General features: G+C 57.3%; 12 protein-coding genes. All 12 read right to left on the bottom strand.

What is annotated here, in order from left to right; translation table 11 throughout:
- Positions 1–14: 14 nt before the first annotated feature.
- Positions 15–3,032: a DEAD/DEAH box helicase family protein gene (locus tag H6935_11200; protein ID MCP5278912.1), complete on the bottom strand. Its 3,018-nt coding sequence runs from the start codon at positions 3,030–3,032 to the stop codon at positions 15–17.
- Between the two features lie 26 nt (positions 3,033–3,058).
- Positions 3,059–5,005 carry a site-specific DNA-methyltransferase gene (locus tag H6935_11195; GenBank protein MCP5278911.1) on the bottom strand — a complete coding sequence of 649 codons (1,947 nt, stop codon included), beginning with the start codon at positions 5,003–5,005 and terminating at the stop codon, positions 3,059–3,061.
- A gap of 6 nt (positions 5,006–5,011) precedes the next feature.
- On the bottom strand, positions 5,012–5,689 hold the full coding sequence (locus H6935_11190) for an RloB domain-containing protein (protein ID MCP5278910.1): 678 nt from the start codon (positions 5,687–5,689) through the stop codon (positions 5,012–5,014).
- A gap of 19 nt (positions 5,690–5,708) precedes the next feature.
- Positions 5,709–6,977 carry an ATP-binding protein gene (locus tag H6935_11185; GenBank protein MCP5278909.1) on the bottom strand — a complete coding sequence of 423 codons (1,269 nt, stop codon included), beginning with the start codon at positions 6,975–6,977 and terminating at the stop codon, positions 5,709–5,711.
- A 117-nt stretch (positions 6,978–7,094) separates the two neighbouring features.
- On the bottom strand, positions 7,095–9,053 hold the full coding sequence (locus H6935_11180; protein MCP5278908.1) for a DUF262 domain-containing protein: 1,959 nt from the start codon (positions 9,051–9,053) through the stop codon (positions 7,095–7,097).
- An 8-nt stretch (positions 9,054–9,061) separates the two neighbouring features.
- A complete protein-coding gene (locus H6935_11175; protein MCP5278907.1) occupies positions 9,062–9,823 on the bottom strand; it encodes a DUF4391 domain-containing protein in 762 nt (253 codons plus the stop codon).
- Positions 9,820–13,020: a DEAD/DEAH box helicase family protein gene (locus H6935_11170; GenBank protein ID MCP5278906.1), complete on the bottom strand. Its 3,201-nt coding sequence runs from the start codon at positions 13,018–13,020 to the stop codon at positions 9,820–9,822. The genes H6935_11175 and H6935_11170 overlap by 4 nt, the downstream gene beginning before the upstream one ends.
- Positions 13,021–13,420: 400 nt before the next feature.
- A complete protein-coding gene (locus tag H6935_11165) occupies positions 13,421–14,131 on the bottom strand; it encodes a tetratricopeptide repeat protein (protein ID MCP5278905.1) in 711 nt (236 codons plus the stop codon).
- Between the two features lie 57 nt (positions 14,132–14,188).
- Entirely contained in the window at positions 14,189–14,947 is a 759-nt protein-coding gene (locus tag H6935_11160) for a site-specific DNA-methyltransferase (GenBank protein ID MCP5278904.1), read from the bottom strand.
- Between the two features lie 292 nt (positions 14,948–15,239).
- Positions 15,240–15,644 (bottom strand): hypothetical protein, encoded by a 405-nt coding sequence (locus H6935_11155; GenBank protein MCP5278903.1) that lies wholly within the window; start codon positions 15,642–15,644, stop codon positions 15,240–15,242.
- Positions 15,631–17,382 (bottom strand): DNA polymerase I, encoded by a 1,752-nt coding sequence (locus H6935_11150; protein MCP5278902.1) that lies wholly within the window; start codon positions 17,380–17,382, stop codon positions 15,631–15,633. Before H6935_11150 ends, H6935_11155 begins: the two co-directional genes overlap by 14 nt.
- Positions 17,382–17,996 (bottom strand): hypothetical protein, encoded by a 615-nt coding sequence (locus tag H6935_11145; protein MCP5278901.1) that lies wholly within the window; start codon positions 17,994–17,996, stop codon positions 17,382–17,384. Before H6935_11145 ends, H6935_11150 begins: the two co-directional genes overlap by 1 nt.
- Positions 17,997–18,343: the final 347 nt, after the last annotated feature.

Here is an 18,343-nt window from a genome sequence, read left to right as displayed (position 1 = left end):
TGCTGATAGATGGCTTATTGGGATTGAGCGACGACATCATCAAACTTGGTCGCCACCACAAACCTTGCCGGGGGCTCATTCACGGCCAGCGCTTCAAAGTGCGCCTTACCGCAGGCGATCTTGGCGCCTTCCTTGCCCCGTAAATCCTCGCTGAACAGGCTCCCTTTCGTTTCCACGACGAAGTAGAGCCGCTCTCCACCTTCATCATCGACCACCACAGCCCAGTCAGGGTTGTAGGTGCCCAGCGGGGTGGGCACTCGGAACCATCCGGGCAGCTTGGCGTAGACCTTCACCGCCTCGTTCTGCTCCAGCTCCTCGGCAAAGGACTTCTCGATGCCACCCGAGTCATACACCACATACTCATAGACCGACTTTTCCGCCTTCAGCATGTTCTTGAGGTAGCCGGTCAGCTCCTCCTGTTGGAACAGCTCCTGGGCGTAGTAGTGATCGTCGCCAATGCGCTGGTATTTAATCCCGTCCACCAGGGCCATGCGCTTGGAGCGGTTGATGGCGTCGCTTGCCTGCTCTATGAACTGCTGCGGGTTGCGGGCGAAGTCCCGCAGGCGTCCGCTGTCGTTGAGGATTCTGACCAGGCTGCGGCGGGTGAGCTGGGTCTTGTCCTGAAGGTCAGAGAGGATGTCGGGCAACTCGATGTCCGCTTCGTCCAGGGTGACGGAAGTCGCCGTGGTGGGCTCCCCGGCGGTCACGCCACCCCGGCCGATGGCTAGGTCCGCCTTGCGGATATGCACTCGGGTCTTGCTGATGGCGGGCGCCTCCCTCACAGCCTTGGCGCAATCGGCAATGAGCTTCTCGTTGTCGAAGGTGACCCGGTATGTGGTCTTGTGCTTGATGCGGTCCCACAGGGCTTTGAAATCGGCGCTTTCCAGCATTGCCTGCCGGGTGCGTATCGGCTTGCGGTCGTCGGCGTTCTTGATATCCAGACGCCCCGCCAGCTTGCGCAGGATCTCCGTGACCTGGGGTAGCTGGTCCTTGAACGCCCCGGGCAACTCTAGCTTGCCGTCCTTCAGCGCCTTTCTCAGGTGGTCCTGAACCTTGCCACGGGCATCCACATAGCCTGCTTCCTTGAGGTGGTTCCAGAGCGCTTCGGACTTCTCCACGCCCAGCGGTTGGGTATGCCCCGCCTCGTCCTTGACCGGAATGACCGCAAACTGGTGCTTCTCCACCAGCCCGAACCGAATGCCCGTGTCTGCCTCGATCTCCTTCTGGAGGTTTTCGGCGAACTGCTCATAGCTTTCCGTGGCAACCACCGTCAGGGTGTTGATGTCGAAGCCCCGCAGCCGGTCGCCGTTCTGGTTCACGCACAGCCGTAGCCCCCGGCCGATGGTCTGGCGGCGTTCCCGCTCGGTGCCCATCTCCCGCAGGGCGCAAATCTGGAACACGTTGGGGTTGTCCCACCCCTCACGCAGGGCGGAATGGGAGAAGATGAACTTCAGCTTGGTGTCGAAGCTGAGCAGCTTCTCCTTGTCCTTCATGATCAGGTTGTAAGCCCGCTCCGCATTGTCCCGGTTGGACTGGTTGTTCTCGGCGGTGTCCGTCCAGGTGCCCTTCTTGTCGATGGAGAAATAGCCGTTGTGCACCTCCGTCGCCTCGGCGCTCAGGTCAATCTCCTTGAACAGGCTTTGGTAGTCCGGGTGCCCCGCCCAGCGGCGGTATTCCTCCTCGAACAGGACCGCATACTTGCCCTTGAGCGGTGCGCCGTCCTCGCTGTATTTGCGGTAGTGCTCCACGACGTCGATGAAGAACAGGGACAGCACCTTGATGCCCTGGGGGCGTAGCCGCAGCTCCTTGTCCAGGTGTTCCTTGATGGTGCGGCGGAGCATCAGGCGCTTCAGCGCATCGGCGTCCACATCGCCAATGGCTTCGCCGATGCGCAGCCAATGCACGTCGCCGGGCACCCGCACTTCCACCAGCTCGTTGCCGGATTCGCAGCGAATCTCGCCAATCCCGCAGTTGGCATACACCGCCCGGCCCGTGGTCTGTTCCAGGTCGTCGCCGTCCTGAACGGTCACTTCTTCCCGGCTCACATGCCCGCCCCGTTGAACGTCCAACTCCAGCCGGGCGGAGATGGCGCCCCGGCGGTTGCTCACATCGAGGAGCTTCACGTAAGCCTTGTTATGGCCGCCGTCCACCTCCAGGGAGGCAACCTCGATTTGCTTCACCAGCTTGCGCTCGTAGGCGTCCACCGCATCCAGCCGATAGACCATGTGGTGCTTGTCCACATGGGTGGCGGAATAGCGCAGGGTGCAGAGGGGGTTCATCTCCCCCAGAGCCTTCTTGCCTTGTCCTGCCAGACCGCCGTCCACGCTTTGGGGCTCGTCCACGATGATGACCGGACGGGTTGCCCGGATAAGGTCAATGGGCTTCTCACCGCCGGTCTTCTCGCTGTCCTTGTAGAGGTTGTTCACATCCTTCTTGTTGATGGCGCCCACGGTGACCACCATGATCTGGATATTCGGGCTGGTGGCGAAGTTGCGCACCTGCCCCAGCTTGCCGGAGTCGTAGAGGAAATACTCGAAGGGCGTGTTGGCGTAGAGGCTGCGGAAATGGTCCTCGGTGATTTGCAGGGTCTTGTAGACCCCCTCCTTGATGGCGACCGACGGCACCACGATGACGAACTTGGTAAAGCCGTAGCGCCGGTTCAGTTCAAAGACGGTGCGCAGATAGACGTAGGTCTTGCCCGTGCCCGTTTCCATTTCCACCGTGAAATCGCCGGACGCCAGGCTGGCCGAGGGCTTCAGCCCGTTGCGCAGCTGAATGTCGTGCAGGTTCTCCAGGATCTCGTCGTCCAGAAGGGTGAGCCGGTTGCCGATGCCCAAATCGGATTCCGCCAGCCCCAGCCCCAGTTGCTGGGGAGCGGTGTCCGGGAACAGGTCGGTGGACTCCACAGCGGCAGGGGAGCGCATGGTGACGGTGAACTCCGTCTTGCAGATTTCCTGCCCCCGAAACAGGTCGCAGACCGCCTCGATGGCGGACAGTTGGTATTCCAGGTCGGATTCGAAATGCAGCTTCATGGCTTACCCCTCAGCGCCATTCAAGCTCAAAGACTGCGCACATGGGTCAGCCCCGCCTGCTGGAGGATGGCGGCACAGTTGGTCTTCGCCACGTCGTCGGCGAAGGCGCTGTCCCGGAACACCACCTGGACTTCGCCCGCCGGTGCCAGGGCCTGGTGCCAGTCAGCGATACCTTGCGCCAGGGCTTCCACTTCCTCACGGGCGATGTATTCCGCCAGGCAGACCAACAACACCCCGGCGCCGATGCTGTGCACCGTCTTGCCGGCAATGGTCTTTGCCTCGATGGGGACGGTAAGGTCCAAGCCCAGCTTCAGCAGCAGCTCATAAAGAATGTCCTGCTCGGAGCGGCCGTCCTTGATGTGCTCGGCGGCGTCCAACAAGGATTTTGGCAAATCATCCCGGTCGGGTTCCCAAGCACGGATGTTGGAGGAATCGAGCTTGAAAACTCGGAAACCCAAATCGCCCTCATAATCGGGGCTCTCAGATTTAACTTTAGCGGCGGCACGACGCAGGCGTTCTTTTGTTAGCTCTGTGATGAAGTATGGTTTTCCAAGTTGACGGCAATACTCAGCGGGTATTTTTTGGTCTCCATTATCCGGATCAATAGGTTCCGGAAGTTGGGCAAGAACAAATCGTCGTTGAGTTTTCTCTTTGGCATTTATGGACATCACAGCCTCACCAAGAGTCCCTGAGCCGGCAAAGAAATCCATAACAATGTCACTAGAGCTGCTGCCAATATGTGTTAGAAGTGACAATAAGCCAACCGGTTTTGGTGTATCAAAAACAGACTTCTTGCCGAATAAAATCTCAAGCTCTCGTGCGGCATGTTGGTTTAATGGCATATCCGGGAGGATTGAGGGCGTGGACATCCCATTTTTTGCTTCTGTTAGAAACAGCTTCCTCATTGGCGTTGTGGCAGTTCCATTTACGCCCCAATAAAGCCTTCCATCCTCTTGAAGTTGCTTCATTTCTGCTTCGGAGTGCCGCCAGCATGTTCCGTCCCGTGGATAGACCAGCTGTTTTGTGTAGGGATTCATTACACCATAATGTAATGAAGCAACATCGCGCCCACCTTTTGCGTTTGCAGTTGTGTCTATCTTTCTAAACCTACCTCGCTTGTCAGGCCCGTTAGGTTCCTTAAATAGTTGGTATTCTGCATCTGCCTTTTCTGTCCTAGGCATGAGATTCAGCAACTCCTCGGCTTGGGTGCGGCTCGACGATAGTGATAACGTCTTCCCATAAACGAGAATATGCTCATGAACAGAGCCAATAGTTCGATCGTTAGGCGCACCGTCTCTCTTGCGCCAAATCAAATCTAATATGAAGCATTCTTCCCCAAACACTTCATTGCATATGATTCGAAGATTGCTGACTTCGGTGGAATCTATTGAGATAAATATCACTCCGTCATCTCGCAAGAGATTCCTGGCTGCTTTCAACCTTGGATACATCATGTTCAACCAGTCGGTGTGGAAGCGCCCACTAGCCTCTGTATTACTGCTGAGCTTGCGGCCGGCATCTACCTGTCCAGTCAGCTCCAGGTAGTTCTTGATGTTGTCCCGAAAGTCGTCCGCATACACAAAGTCCTTTCCGGTGTTGTAGGGCGGGTCGATGTAGATCATCTTGACTCGCCCTGCGTAGCTCTTCTGCAAAAGCTTCAGCACCTCCAGGTTGTCCCCCTCAATCATCAGGTTCTGGGTGGTATCCCACTCCACGCTGTCTTCCGGGCAGGGGCGTAGGGTGCCGGTGCTGGGGGTGAGGGCAAGCTGGCGAGCCAGGCGTTTGCCGTGCCAGTTGAGTCCGTATTTCTCCTCCCGCTCCTCCACCACGCCGCCCAGCATCTGCTTCAATACGTCGAAATCCACCTTCCCCTCGGGGAACGCCTCCGGGAACAGGGCTTTCAGTTGTTCGATATTGCCGTCCACCAAGTCGGCGGAGCGGGTTTCAGGGGCGTTGGCTTCGATCTTGTCCATGGTTGTCTAGTTGTTCTTGAGGGTGGATAACAGGCGGACCAGGTGATGGATGTCCGTGTAGGGGGCTTCGCCGTCATAGGCATTGTGAATGCCGGCGAGATGCTCCGCCCGCTCGTAAGCCTGGGTCAGCTGTGCCTTGGTTCGTCCATAGTGCCCGGACTGTCCCTTGTCATAGCCGGGCAAATACTGGCGCAGACACTCATACACTTCGTTACGGTGAACTGGCGCCAGCACGTCTTGGTAGTGCAGGAGCAGCCAGAGTTCGAAACAGGGCACCGAGGCAACGGCGGCGAAGTGCAGAGGTCGATTGTTGTCATTGCGCAGCTTGCCGTCCAGCGCCGCCGCTTTGGCCAGGGCGTTGTGATAGGTGGCGTGGTCGTCCCGGTCAAAGACGGCGAAGACCTGCTCGAAGGCACGTCGTCCGATGTCCTTTTCAGGGTCACCGTGCTCAAACAAGTGCTGGGCGTATTCCACAACTTGCAGGGGCGTGGTGCCATGGCGGCTCGGATGGACTTGCACGTTGGCCGTGGGCAATCGGTATTCGGCTCGCAGCTCCGACAGATATTGCGGCTCGGTCTTGCTGCCTTCGCTGACGACCAGGATGCGGTCGAAGGGCGCACGCCGTCCCGCCTTGCGGGCGAGTTCTGCGGCTTGCCTGGCTTTCGGTTGGTTGTCCTTGCCCATGCGCTCCCTGTCCGCTGAGTCAGCTTATCGCCTGGGTGGGCGGTGGGCGGTCCTCGAAGAAGGGCACAGCGCCATAGCGACCATTCAGGTAACCCCGCTCCCATGCTTCCGTGTCCCGGGGGCTGAAGTCGCTGAGGGGATAGACCCGGGTGGCTTGGTCCGGGTCTTTCTCCGTGAACCAGATCTGGTCACGCCGGAACAGTCCACGATCCAGTAGGGAGGTGTCGTGGGTGGTGAACAGGAGCTGCGCCCCCAATGGGTTGTATTCCGGTTGATGGAAAAATCGCACCAGCCGTCGCACCAGCAGGGTATGCAAGCTGCTATCCAGCTCGTCAACGATGAGCAGGCGCCCATGCTTGAGCACGTCGAGCACCGGGGCAGCCAAGGCATACAGCCGTTGGGTGCCATCGGACTCTTCCTGTAGGTCGAAGGTCGCCGTGCCACGCTCGGTCTTGTGGGTAAAGCGGGGCATCATCATTTCCCGCTCTTCACGGGATACCTGGGTGCCCTCGGGTCCAAACATGATTTTCTGGTGGAAGCCCCGCCGAGGCACGCTCTCCACCTCGCTGATGCTGATGTCCGCCGACGCCAGAAAGTCACGCACGGCGAGCTTGCCTTCGTCGGTTTGCAGCAACTCCGTGGTGAACTCGGGCAGGGGTGTCGCCCCCGCCCCAAAGTAGATGGGTTGCTCCACCAGCCAGCGGAACACCGGACCCAGCAGGTCACTGTTGAGTTGGGCAGCGGTGGACAGAAACAGGGCATTGGGCCGGGTGGTTTCCTGCCAGAGCTTGCGTGGACCGGTGAGATGGGTGCTGAAGTCGTAGTGACTGCTTTGCGACTTCTCGTCGTAACGGCGGTGGAACCACTGTTGGGGCTTGGCGGTGCGGTAAACCAGGAGCCACTCGTCCATGATGCGCTTGGGCGTCATGGTGAAGCCGTATTGGTGGCGCACACCGTCCAGCAGGAAACTGATCTCGAAGCTGGTCGGTTGCTCGGCCCACGCCGGGTCTAAACGGAAGGTCTGCACGTTGTAGGTTTGACCCAACTGGATGACCGTGGCTGACTCCGCCACGACCGCACGCATGTAGTCCATCGCCCGTAGCAGGGTGGACTTGCCACTGGCATTGGGTCCATAGACGACGGCGCTGCGCACCACATGGGGCAAGGCCTTGATGCCCGTGGACATCAGGTGGGTGTCTGCCAGCTTCTTGTCCTTGGACGCGACCATGCTGATGACTTGCTCATCACGTATGGAACGATAGTTGCGGACACGGAACTCGAGCAGCATGATGTCCCTCAATCAGAAAATATTCTTCATTATCGTCATTTATTTACATAAATAAAGTTAATTTTTTATTTTCTGTGCTGTTTGAGCTGGCTATGGTCGGCTTTGGGAAGTGCCTGCTCAGGCAGGCACGGCGGCTTCAATGGCCAGGATTTCCCGCTGGATGTAGTCCTTGAAGGCGTGGACCGAGGTGAAGCATCGATAGCCCGCAGCGCTCGCCAGTGCCAGGATATCCGCCCCCTCGTTCAGCAGGACAGCCACCGGGACGCTGAGCTCTTCCTGGACACCACTGGGCCAGGCGAGGTCGAACACCGCCACTTGCTCGCCGGTCTCGGGGTCGGCGTGGTCGTAGGCGATCTGTCCGGCGGGCAGTCCTTGCGCAGCCATCCAGTCGTTGAGGGCGCTGAGTTCTTCCTCCTCGGTCTCGCTGGTGATGCCACCCACTACCATGGGCTGGGGCGCCGCCATGGGAGCGGCGGTGCTCAGCCACTTGGCGTCGCCATGCAGGAGCTCCGTGAGCTGGTGGTTTGATTCTTCCGCCAACAATGCCTTGCGGGCTTCCAGAAAGTCCCGGTAGTTCTCCACCTTCCACAAGACCGGATCGGCTGGAATCCATTGCGATTTCAGGGCACCGGGATGCTTGTCCTCGATTTCCGGGAAGTAGACCTCGGGCAGGCGGTCGCTGATGTCGAGATTGGTGTCCTTGGTCAGGAAGCAGAAGTTGGCGAGGGCATTCACCTCCGGGCGCTTGTGCTTGCGCTTGTAGAGCTGCGCCTTGGGGAAGATGTGATGCACCTCCAACTTGTTCATCTTGCCCAGCAGGCTTGCCTTGAGGGGCAGTCCACTGCCCCAATCCCTGGCGCCACCCATGCGGGTGAGCATGTAGAGAACGGGATAGAAGCGGGCACCGAGGCTCCAGCCGGTGAAGTGTCCCGCCTCCACCCGCAAACCGCCGTGCCAAAGCCGCAACTGTTCCAGCAGCTTGTCCAGATCCCCGTCCTGCCCTTCCAGGGCCGCCAGGTCCTGGTCGATCATGGATTCGGTGGAGCCTGAGAAGCGCCCCCACATGCCGGCTTGGGCGAACCAGAACAGCAGCTTGTCCCGCTCCAACTCGCTGAGCTGGGATTTCTTCTGGTCCAGATACCTTGCCATGACCGGCAGGGCGAAGCGTCCGAACAAGACCTGGTCATGGTCCAAACCCAGCCTGCCGCTGATGAGATTCAGGCAGTTGTCCAGGTGCTTGTTGGCACGTTTCAGACCCTCCTGCACTTCCTCGGCTGTCTTGTCATGCAGGAAACTGAACTTGGCTTCGCCCGTGAGAACCGTATTGACTGAGCGCAGCAGCCAATCCAGGTTGAAGTGGAAGCCGTGCCCGTTCCATTCCTTGAGCTTGGACTTCATGGACTCCCGTCCCTCCGGCCACTCGGCGCAGATTTTCGCCAGCGCCAGGTCGCCCTTGGAGAGCTTGGTCCCGCCACTGTTGACCCGGTTGAAGATGTCCACCACCACATCGAGGGTCTTGTCGGGACCCGTGACTTCCTCAATGTGCAGGTCGATATCCGTGATGCTCAACAACCGGCTGAGACGCCCCACATAGTCGCCCACCTTGGAAGCGTGTTCGGGATTGGTGGTGAGGGCGGTGACGAAGGTGCCAAATCCGGCGGTGCCCGCCTGCATGAGGGCGGTGACATCAATCCACAGGGGGTCGTCCTGCATCTTGAGGGGCTGGTAGAACGCAAACGCCTCATTCCCCAAGTGGAAGCGGAGCCCGGTAAATGCCTGGGCATTGCCATCGAAAAACTTGGGGGGTTTGCCCCGCACCACGCCATAGAGGGAGGTCATGCGTTGCTGCCCGTCCAGGAGCAGCTTGACGATGCCTGCCGCCAGCTGACCATCACCACGATGGGTGGCGGATTTCGACTCGGTTGCCCAGACCAGTAAGCCGCCGACCGGGTGCCGGCGATAGAGGGAATCGAAGAGTCCTCGCACCTGGTCACGGTTCCAGACATACCCCCTCTGGAACTCGGGCAGGGCCATGTGACCGCTGTCGATATGGTCAAGGATGGTGGAGATTTTCATTGTTCTGCTTACCTCATGGCTTCGATTGTTTTCGTGAGCTCGGCTTCCAGGCGCTGGATTTCCAGGTTCAACGCCACACGGCGGCTGATCTGGGGTTCCTTGGTCGCCATGGACCGCAGACTGGTGAGCTCACGCATCAGACGTTCGTGGTCGGTCAATGCGACCTGACGGGCTTCAGTCTGCTCAGGGCTGTCCGGCAGGTTGAAGTGTTGGGTGACCTGACTGGCCGCAAAGGCGGTGAGACGGTCTATCCAGCCCTGATACAGCACATACAGATTCGACCGGGGCTGTTGTTCCAGGGCAAGGCTTTGAAGGAAGGTGGTCAATCGCTGGTCGGGTGAGTCCAGCTGGAGAGCTGGGGTGGCACGCAAGTCTTCAATCACCACCTTGCCGGCTTCACCTTGGGATTGTCGCTTGTGAGCCAGCGAGATACTGACACCGTCCTGATTTGCCGTCGCCAGCAACACTGGATAGGGGACAGCCCGGTGGATGAGCTCCACCAGGCGCCCGGTCTTTGCCTTAGCCCGCAAGGAAACGCTGAGGACGGCGATTTCCAGATACTCCCTCGTATCGTCCTGATAGGCTGGCACACCAATGTTTGTGGGCTTCAGGGCGGCTATCCAGGTTATTTCCTCGATGCCGTCTTGTATCTGGCGCCTGTCACTGGCCGTGGGAGCGTCGTGCTCCAGCAGGAGTTTCTTCGGCACACGCTGCTCGATCAGCGCATCCGGTGGCAGATCCAGCGCCGCTACGACCTCTGAGAGACTCATGCAATAACCGTCTCCGGCAGGATGACGAGGAAGGCGACCACCTCGAAATCGTTGATGCCGGCGAACTCGCCCTTCTTGGCGTGGGTGCCACCAGGGGTGAACAGACTGGCAACCGCACGTTCTTCCGTCTTTCCGACTACGGCTGCCACGGCCTTGGCAAGCAAGGACTGATATTTGCTCATGTCCTGACCCAGCCGGGTATGTTTGTCGAAGTAGTTGCAGGCACTTGCGTCGGGCAGGTCCTTGCCCATGCAGAGCCGCTTCAGCGTATCGAGGGTTTGCTTGGCTTGTGTATAGGTCAGCTGGACGGCGCCGTCCTCGCCGACATGGACCAGATAGTGGGGCGCCAGGGGATAGCCCGGCTCCAGGGGTCTCTTGGCGGCTTCGCCTTCAGCACGCAAACAGAAGACCACCCCAGGGGCGATGGAGGCTTCCGGTGTGGTGGTGACGGCATAAGCGCCCAGGGGGAGGTTGTCCAGCTTGTCCGGGTGCTCCTTCAGGAAGCTCGCCAGGTCTATCCGGAAATCGCTGAGGTTCAGGTCGGTAATCGAGACGCCGCTGGACAGGTCTTCCAAATCAATCACGGCTTCCTGCAGGCGTATGAGCTGGCGGCGGCGATACTCCAGATCGTTCATGGGGTTGCCGGATTGCTGCTCGATGAGGTTCTCCTCGCCGGTGGCAGAGATATCCAGCAGCACCATGCGCCCACTGACCCGTTGCTCCAGGTTGATGTATTCCTCCAGCTCCATGTTTGGCCAGAAGTTAATGAGCTGGATGCGCTCATTGGGGGACCCGATTCGGTCTATCCGGCCAAACCGCTGAATGATTCGGACGGGGTTCCAGTGGATGTCGTAGTTGATAAGGGCGTCGCAATCCTGAAGGTTCTGACCCTCGCTAATGCAGTCGGTGGCGATGAGCATGTCCAGTTCGCCGTCGCTGTCCAGTTCGGACGGTCGTTCCTTGGCACGGGGTGCAAAGGCGGAGAGCACGCTCGCCAGGTCCCGGCGCAGATGGGGAAGCGTGGTCTTGTTGCCCCCGGTGCCCGTGACCACCGCACAATGGAGCCCCAGTTCGTCCAGCATCCAGCCAGAGAGCTGATGGTAGAGGTAATCGGCGGTATCGGCAAACGCAGTAAAGACGATGATTTTCCGATTGCCATTGTTGAGGGGGCTGCGCAACTTGTGGGCGATGGTCTCTTTGAGGGCGGCGAGCTTGGCATCCCTCTTCTCGTCCACTGTCCGTGCCGCTGAAAGGAGCGTGGCGAGACGATTGCGGTCTTCAATGAGATCCTGGCGCCAGCGGATACGGTCAACGTCCTGGAGCAGCACCTTGACCTTACGACCCAGCAGAAGCGATTCATAGGCCGGGTCGTCCACCTCGATATCGTCGATGGAGAGTTCCTCCACGGACTCCTCATGGGCATCGATGCGTGCCAGCATGTTTTCAACGTCCGCCAGCTGACGGGACAAGGTGAGAGCGAAGGAGGCGACCGAGCTCTCCATGCGCTTGAGGATGTTGACCCGCAGCAAATGGATCAGGCTCTCCTCACGGTCGAGCTGACGGAAGAAGCCCTCTCCCCCGCGTATCTGGGTGCTGTATTTGGCGTCGTAGGCAGCTTGCTTGTGGGGCAAGACGTAGCGCAGCGGCGCATAGGCGGAGAGATTGATTCGACGAATCTCGTTGTTGATATCCCGGATGGCCGGGAACTCGCCGGTCAGGTCCACGTCCGCCTTGATGTTGATGGGGCGCAAACGCTCGGGGAACCGCCCGGTTTCGTGGGTTCCGTAGTATTTCTCGATGTGCTTACGAGACCGGGCAATGGTCAGTAAGTCCAACAGGCGGAAGTAATCGAACCCCAGCATGTCCATCAGCCGAGAGGGCTTGCGGTCCACCTCCTCCAGCTGGAGCCAACGGTTGAACTGAAGCTGAGCCAGCCGGATGGTTGTTTCGATACTGGGAATGCCGTGCTCCGTTAAAGCCGTGTCATCCCCCTCCGTGGCGAAGGCGATTTGGTTCTTTAGGTCGGCGAGACGGTTGTTGACCGGGGTAGCCGACAGCATGAGGACTCTGGTTTTGACGCCCGCCTTGATGATATTGCGCATCAGCCGGCCATAGCGGGTGTCTCGGTCCTTGTGGGTGGCTTTGTTGCGGAAGTTATGGGATTCGTCGATAACCACCAGGTCGTAGTTGCCCCAGTTCACATGGGCCAGCTCGATATCCCCAGACTTGCCGCCATCCCGGGATAGGTCGGTATGGTTTAGGACATCGTAGTTGAAACGGTCATTAGCCAGGATGTTCCGGCGGTCGTTGGCTTTGTAGAGCGTCCAGTTGTCTCGCAGGCGCTTGGGCACCAGCACCAGCACACGGTCATTGCGCAGCTCGTAATACTTGATGATTGCCAGCGCTTCGAAGGTCTTACCCAAGCCCACGCTGTCGGCGATGATGCAGCCGCCGTGACGCTCCAACTTGTCTATGGCGCCCACGACACCGTCACGCTGGAACTTGTAGAGCTTCTTCCAGACGGTGGTGTTCTTGATGCCGGTGGCGGACTTGACGATGCGTTCCTCGTCGAGCTCGTCGCCCAGGTCTTTGAATAGGTTGTAGAGCGACTGGTAGTAAATCAGCGATGCCGGCTTATGAGCGGCGAGCTCATGGAGCTTGCCCAAGAGCTTTGTCTTGGCGGCGGACTTGGGCGGCAAGCTGCTCCACATGGTAGCGAGCCAGCTATCAAGCATCTCTGCTTCGTCGGCGTTCTCGGTGACCTGAACGAGTCCAAACTGATTGCCCGGAGTAATGCCCAGACCTTCCGTAGAGAAGCTACAGCTGCCCGTCATGGCCTGAAGACGACCCGCATCTTCGGCGTGCGTGAGGATCATGGACTGGGGGATGCCGCCAGGCGCCGACTTGATTTCCGCCTTCTGTTCCAGCCATTGGGCGCATTCTTTGGCCAGCCACCGTGCCCGGAGTTGGTTCCGATAGGAGCGGTCGAACACGCCACCGAGGAGGGACACGTCGTTCGCTTCTGGGTCCGGCAGGACGATGCGGCTTGCCTCAACGCCAGACAGTTCGCCCAGCAGTTCACCCATGGCAAAGAGGGAAAACGAGGGTGAAACAAGGTCTAGGGAGGTGCCTGGCTGGAGGCATCGACGCAGAACATCGATAACCCGCTCGTTACCCGTATTCTTCAGAAGCTTCATGTTCTGGGAACCCGTTTGCTGGGAGTGGACTGGGTTGGGGGTGGCACCACAAGCCCATGGGTAGCCGCACGCTCCAGGACCAAGACCTCAACCATCGAGGCGACCGAACGACGCTCTCCTTCAGCCAACTGGCGGAGCAAGCTCTTGATTTCCGGAGTGGTGCGAATCGAGAGGGTTTCGTTCTTGTATCGTGGCATGAAGCCTCCCTGTCCCATGTGTGGCAAATGTAATGCCATCCTGCTCCAGCATCAACATGAGCAACCCAGCAGCGGGCTGTCCAGAATACCGGGGGGTTTAAGAGGCCGCACCAATAAAAAAGCCCCGGCATTTAGCCGGGGCTTGCTTCTTCACTGGCAGATATATCCTTGCCGAAAACGCACCTTGGGATTGAGTCAGTTTTCTATTTTTTCGTTTTTAAGCGGTCAAGCAACTCCATGGCATCTCTTTTTATTGAGGTCTTTGGATTCTGCATTATTATGGCGGTTAGCACGCTTTCTGCCTCATCGTAATATCGGTTCCCTAACCGCATACAGCATTTCGCAAGATTCAAGGCAAGTCCAAAATCTCCAGGTAGACTCCTCATGGCACTTCTAAAATGGTTTAGTGCCTCTAAATCTTCCCCCTGATACTCAAACCATAACCCTAAGTTAGTGTGTGCGTAGGGATTATCTGGATGAATATCAAGGGCACTGCGACTGGCAGCAGCGAATTCATCAATTAACCCTAATCTTGAATAAGCTACGCCAAGCCCTGTCCAAGCACTGGAGTGGTCAGGTTCCAGGCTCACACAAAGCTTCAAAGACTCAATGGCTTCATGATACAGTCCCATCTCGGTCTGACAGATGCCCTTGTTGTAGAGCACCCTTGGGTCTGGCGAATCTGACATGGACTCCAAATATCCCAAGAATCGAAGCCCATCTTCCAACTGCCCTTCGTTTAATAGATGCACGGCAGTCTCAAAAAACATCGAGTAGGTATCAAGCATTGTGATAACCTCGATTCGGCCATCATCCATTATGACCGCCTTACCAAAGAAGTTTTGGTGGTTATTCAAGGCATAACCAATCAAGTCCTCGACTTTTTTGCTAGCCTTTCGTTTTTTTGTTTTCATGATTCTTCCTTTTCAAATATTGGAGTGGATTTGTTAACAACCATTAGATAAATATTCTCAAATGCCGGCGTCGGCAGCCGTGGACAAACGGCCCGTATTGCTCAACCGTTCCCGTGCTAGTGCGCAGTATTCGGTGTCAATCTCAAAGCCAACATAGTTTCTGCCCAGATTTGAGGCTGCTTCTGCTGTAGTCCCTGAACCGAGGCATGGGTCCAGAATGATGTCTCCGGGGTTGCTGGAAACGGAGATGAGGTATTCCATCAATCGAAGAGGTTTCTCCGTCGGATGTCGCTTTGACCGTCCAACTGGAAACTTCCAAACCACCCCCGCACAGTGCTCATTGAAGGTGGCACCAGGCTTCTTTCCGAAAACACATGCCTCGATACTGGATAGCCAGATGACTTTTCCATTCATAGGGCTGGGATTTGTCTTCTCCCACACGCAAAGGCGAGTCGAATAGCCGAGCTCTTTGAGCTCCTTTATTGCTTCGGAGACTTGTTGCTGGCCCACGAATGCATAGAACGAACCGGACGGAGCGAGTGTTTTGTCGACGGCCCTGATAAAGGGCCGAAGTTCAAAAGTGACTTTATCAGCCTTGCCTTTGTTGAGATTGCGCAGCCCTGGGGCAAAAGAGTTGCACTCGCCATACGGAATATCCGTTAGGACCATGTGAACTGATTTGTCGGGGATGCGAGACAGACCCAACATGCAATCTTCGTTGAAGACCGTGTTGGTTAGCTCTTGAGGGAATCTGGCGGTGTTGTGATTACTACAAGCCGACACCACCGTCGGCTTAACAGCGATACTACTTTTCATATGCCACCTCATTGCGAAGGTGGCACCTCCTTGACTATTTACACGAGGGCTGACCAGTTATGATGGCCAGCCAAGTCAGCTTTATTAGGCGAAACAGGCATCTTGGTGCCGGTTATAAAATATCCTGCTAAACAAGTGTCTCACTTGGCCGTCTTGACAACAGCGCAACTTCGACGGCATTAATGATACGATTTCGGCGTTCTTTTGTCAATACATTTTCCGCTTAAATCCGAAAGAAACTTGCGCATGTTTGTATCGGATTTTTATCTGGCGAACGCCCCTCGTTGTTAACCTAAAAATCGGTATGTTTCGGTTTTTTATTTGCCGATGATTCCTCGATAACATTAACAGTTATCTTAGGGGATTTACCAGGTAGTTGTTCCACCGAAACCAATCCATTTTGTTCTAAACGGCGAAGAGCGTCATATTTAGCATCCCTGGAAACTGCGAAGCGTTTCAGCCGCTTTTGCCCGAGCGTAATAGTGCTCTGTCGTTCCAGACCCACTTGATACCAAATCGCCAAAGCCACATGCAAAGCCTTGCCTGGCAAAGCGGCCGCCCGCTCAATCCACTCTAAAGGGAGAGGTCCTTTGATAAAGTGCCTGATACTTTGCTGCGGAGATGGGTCAACCTGAAACCTCGTGGTGGCTGCATTCCATACGAAGCGGGTTGATGGTGTGTGCTCATGCTGCTTCATATACCACCTCCCCGCTCTTTATGGCGTTTAGCAAGCCGGTAACGGTGTTCCACATCGCAGCACCTCTATCGTCTGCATAGCGGTCGGGATAGCGGATGACCGTGACATCAGACCGCAGCTCAAATCCGTCGAGAACTTCCCGACTCGCCGCAAGCATGACCCCTTGCATGGACTGCACGGCTTTGTCGAGTTCGTGAAGAGGTGCTTCAATCAGAACAGCATCATGGATTGGGGCGATGACTCGAATGCCTGTCTCCGCAGCCAGCGTGCAGGCAAGTCGGAGCATGTCTGCGCCGTTTGCCTGCATCGGAAAGTTCCGTAGAGAACGTTCATTGGCCGTGCCAGTTACCTGCAGGGACCACCCGAATACCGTCCAAAGCCGCTTTTCAAGAGTGGCGAAGTCCACCACCGCATCCGACCATTTCCAAAACACCTGGTAAGTCTTGTGGTGCAGCCTTAACAGCTCCTTGGCATATACAGGGGGCTGATTTATCCGCTTTGCCAGGGAGTCAGCCCCCATTCCATACTGGACCGCCAGGACACAAGCCTTGAACTGCTCCCGTTCCTTTGGATGGCTTGTCTTTGTTGCGTCCCAAGGCACTGCCCCCGCTTGCTTGGCAAACGTCAGATATGGATCTCCGGACAAATAGGCTTCCTGCATCTTGTTGTCGCCCGAGAGCGCAGCGGCGATTCCAAACTCCTGCTGGCTCCAATCGATGTATGCCAGCCCAAACCCTGGGACAGGTTTGATTAAGCCCCGAAGCCAGGCCGGCAGCCCGAAGATGAAACGGGAGTTCGAAGGCTGGTTGCGTCCCGTTTTCGCCCGGAACATGGAGAGGATGGTTCTGTTTCTGCCATCCTTACCTACGGCCAACTCATGCAATCGCAGTTGTCCCAGCGCATGGCGCAGATCTTTCAAGGGGCGCAGAGCCGGGAACGACTTGCACATGTCGCTGAAAGTGTCGTCGTCCAACGCCAATCTCCCGGTGGGTGTGGTCGGCCAAGAGATGTCGTGCTGACGAAGATATTCGGCGAAACGGTCATGCTTGAACGTTTGCCCGTCATAGACATGGAAGGACGCATCGACCTCGGCGATCAGGCGCCCCTGGATTTCCTGCCAGTTCGCTTGCAGGTCTGCCAAGAGAGCCGTGTCTATAGGTATGCCGTTGTGCTCCATCAATCCGATGGCACAGGTATATCTGCCCCTCAATAGGGCTTGTTCTAGCCGGGTTGACTCGAACAGCTCCGGACCCATGGCATTGAATAGACGTTCAAGAGCCAACACATCCGACTCGCAATATTCGAGGATGTCCAGGCGTTCCAACTCGGTGTAGTCGCCACCACGCAGGATGAGCTCTCGCATGGCTTCCTTCTCCAAGCTGGCTATGCCATCCAAGCCAAAGTAGGAGAGCGCCCCCAGCAAGCCATTGCCGCAGGGCAGCACCTGTCCATTCGTCAGACTGCGGAACTCGGCATAGAGGTCGATTACGTTCTCGGGCAACTGCCAGCCAAGGGCCAAGTGACAACCCATTTCAGCACTGGCGTAATAAGCCAGTATGAGGGAGTCGTTGCCAATACCAAACGGTGGGCTCGGGCAATTCAGCTCATCGCCCCACAAACGGATGGTTTGCCCACTGATTATCTCCTTAGCGACCATGCAGACCACCTCGGGAACCTCGCCGGGTGGCGCCCGGAACTCAAAGTCCAGCGCCCAGATTTCGTTAAACCGCCTATCCATCACAGTTCTCCACGTAGGCGGCGAATCACCGGATGGTCGGCGCTATTGATGACTCGGTCCTTAAACGCCAACTGGAGCACTGCCTCAAAGTCCAAGTCCGGCCAGTTTGGCTCGTCCAGGTTGCCTGTCGCCTGCATCACGTCGTAGGCACCAAATCCCCGGTTCGCAACGAGCCTTACCCAGGAGCTTTCAGCGATTTGGGCAGCCGCATGAGCGGATTGAGACCAGCTGTCCAGGCGACCATCCTCCCCCGGCAGGTTCACCGGCCAAAGGAAGGGGATGCCGTCACGGGTAAGGGCGTAATACAGCTGCTTAGCCCTGATTTCCTGCGCCACATCCGGCACGATAGGTCGGGACACAAGGAAGCACTCCCCGTCGTCCTTGAGTTGAAGCATCGCAGCCTGGAAGCGCCTGTCAGCATCAGGATGGACTCGAAAGAAGGTTTGATTCCCCGGCTTCCGCATGGGGATACTCGTGATGACCTTTTTTACGCTCACCCCCGTTGAGAAATCCTGGGGAAGACGGAGAGCGGACAGGTCCAAGGAACCTGAGCCGGCGCTCAAGGATGACTGAGAGATAATGGGGTCCGCCGTAGCGGCTATGTTGTTTTGCATATCGACACCTTTCCAATAGATTGTTTACAGCCCGAGGATCCGGGCTGACCCATGTCGTGTGCTGCCACTCCACGACATGACGGGAGAGGTGTTCTGCTTCACGACAGGATGTATAGGAACAAGGCCTGCCGATTTTGAAGAAAATGGCTGGTATTTTCATACCAGCCCATATCTCGCTAGGGGGGAATCCGGTGTTTGAGAGGGCGTCCATCATCACTCGTTTGAACCGGGCACCCGTAGCAAGCGGACTGAAGTGGTGGAGGCTCATCACCACACCCGTCCAATCTTCTATAGGTCTGTATTACTTGTAAGCTATGCCCGGCTTGACCAGGGACTGCGCAGTATCA

The sequence above is a fragment of the Thiobacillus sp. genome (assembly GCA_024235835.1).
Taxonomy (GTDB): domain Bacteria; phylum Pseudomonadota; class Gammaproteobacteria; order Burkholderiales; family Thiobacillaceae; genus PFJX01.
The sequence above is the reverse complement of the archived record's forward strand: the minus strand, read 5'-3'. Positions and strand labels throughout refer to the sequence as shown.

Bases quoted from the DNA above. Each gene is read 5' to 3' on its own strand.
- H6935_11170 (MCP5278906.1), bottom strand. From the start codon at position 13,020: ATGAAGCTTCTGAAGAATACGGGTAACGAGCGGGTTATCGATGTTCTG.
- H6935_11185 (MCP5278909.1), bottom strand. From the start codon at position 6,977: ATGCTGCTCGAGTTCCGTGTCCGCAACTATCGTTCCATACGTGATGAG.
- H6935_11195 (MCP5278911.1), bottom strand. From the start codon at position 5,005: ATGGACAAGATCGAAGCCAACGCCCCTGAAACCCGCTCCGCCGACTTG.
- H6935_11150 (MCP5278902.1), bottom strand. From the start codon at position 17,382: ATGGATAGGCGGTTTAACGAAATCTGGGCGCTGGACTTTGAGTTCCGG.
- H6935_11165 (MCP5278905.1), bottom strand. From the start codon at position 14,131: ATGAAAACAAAAAAACGAAAGGCTAGCAAAAAAGTCGAGGACTTGATT.
- H6935_11200 (MCP5278912.1), bottom strand. From the start codon at position 3,032: ATGAAGCTGCATTTCGAATCCGACCTGGAATACCAACTGTCCGCCATC.
- H6935_11155 (MCP5278903.1), bottom strand. From the start codon at position 15,644: ATGAAGCAGCATGAGCACACACCATCAACCCGCTTCGTATGGAATGCA.
- H6935_11145 (MCP5278901.1), bottom strand. From the start codon at position 17,996: ATGCAAAACAACATAGCCGCTACGGCGGACCCCATTATCTCTCAGTCA.
- H6935_11175 (MCP5278907.1), bottom strand. From the start codon at position 9,823: ATGAGTCTCTCAGAGGTCGTAGCGGCGCTGGATCTGCCACCGGATGCG.
- H6935_11180 (MCP5278908.1), bottom strand. From the start codon at position 9,053: ATGAAAATCTCCACCATCCTTGACCATATCGACAGCGGTCACATGGCC.
- H6935_11190 (MCP5278910.1), bottom strand. From the start codon at position 5,689: ATGGGCAAGGACAACCAACCGAAAGCCAGGCAAGCCGCAGAACTCGCC.
- H6935_11160 (MCP5278904.1), bottom strand. From the start codon at position 14,947: ATGAAAAGTAGTATCGCTGTTAAGCCGACGGTGGTGTCGGCTTGTAGT.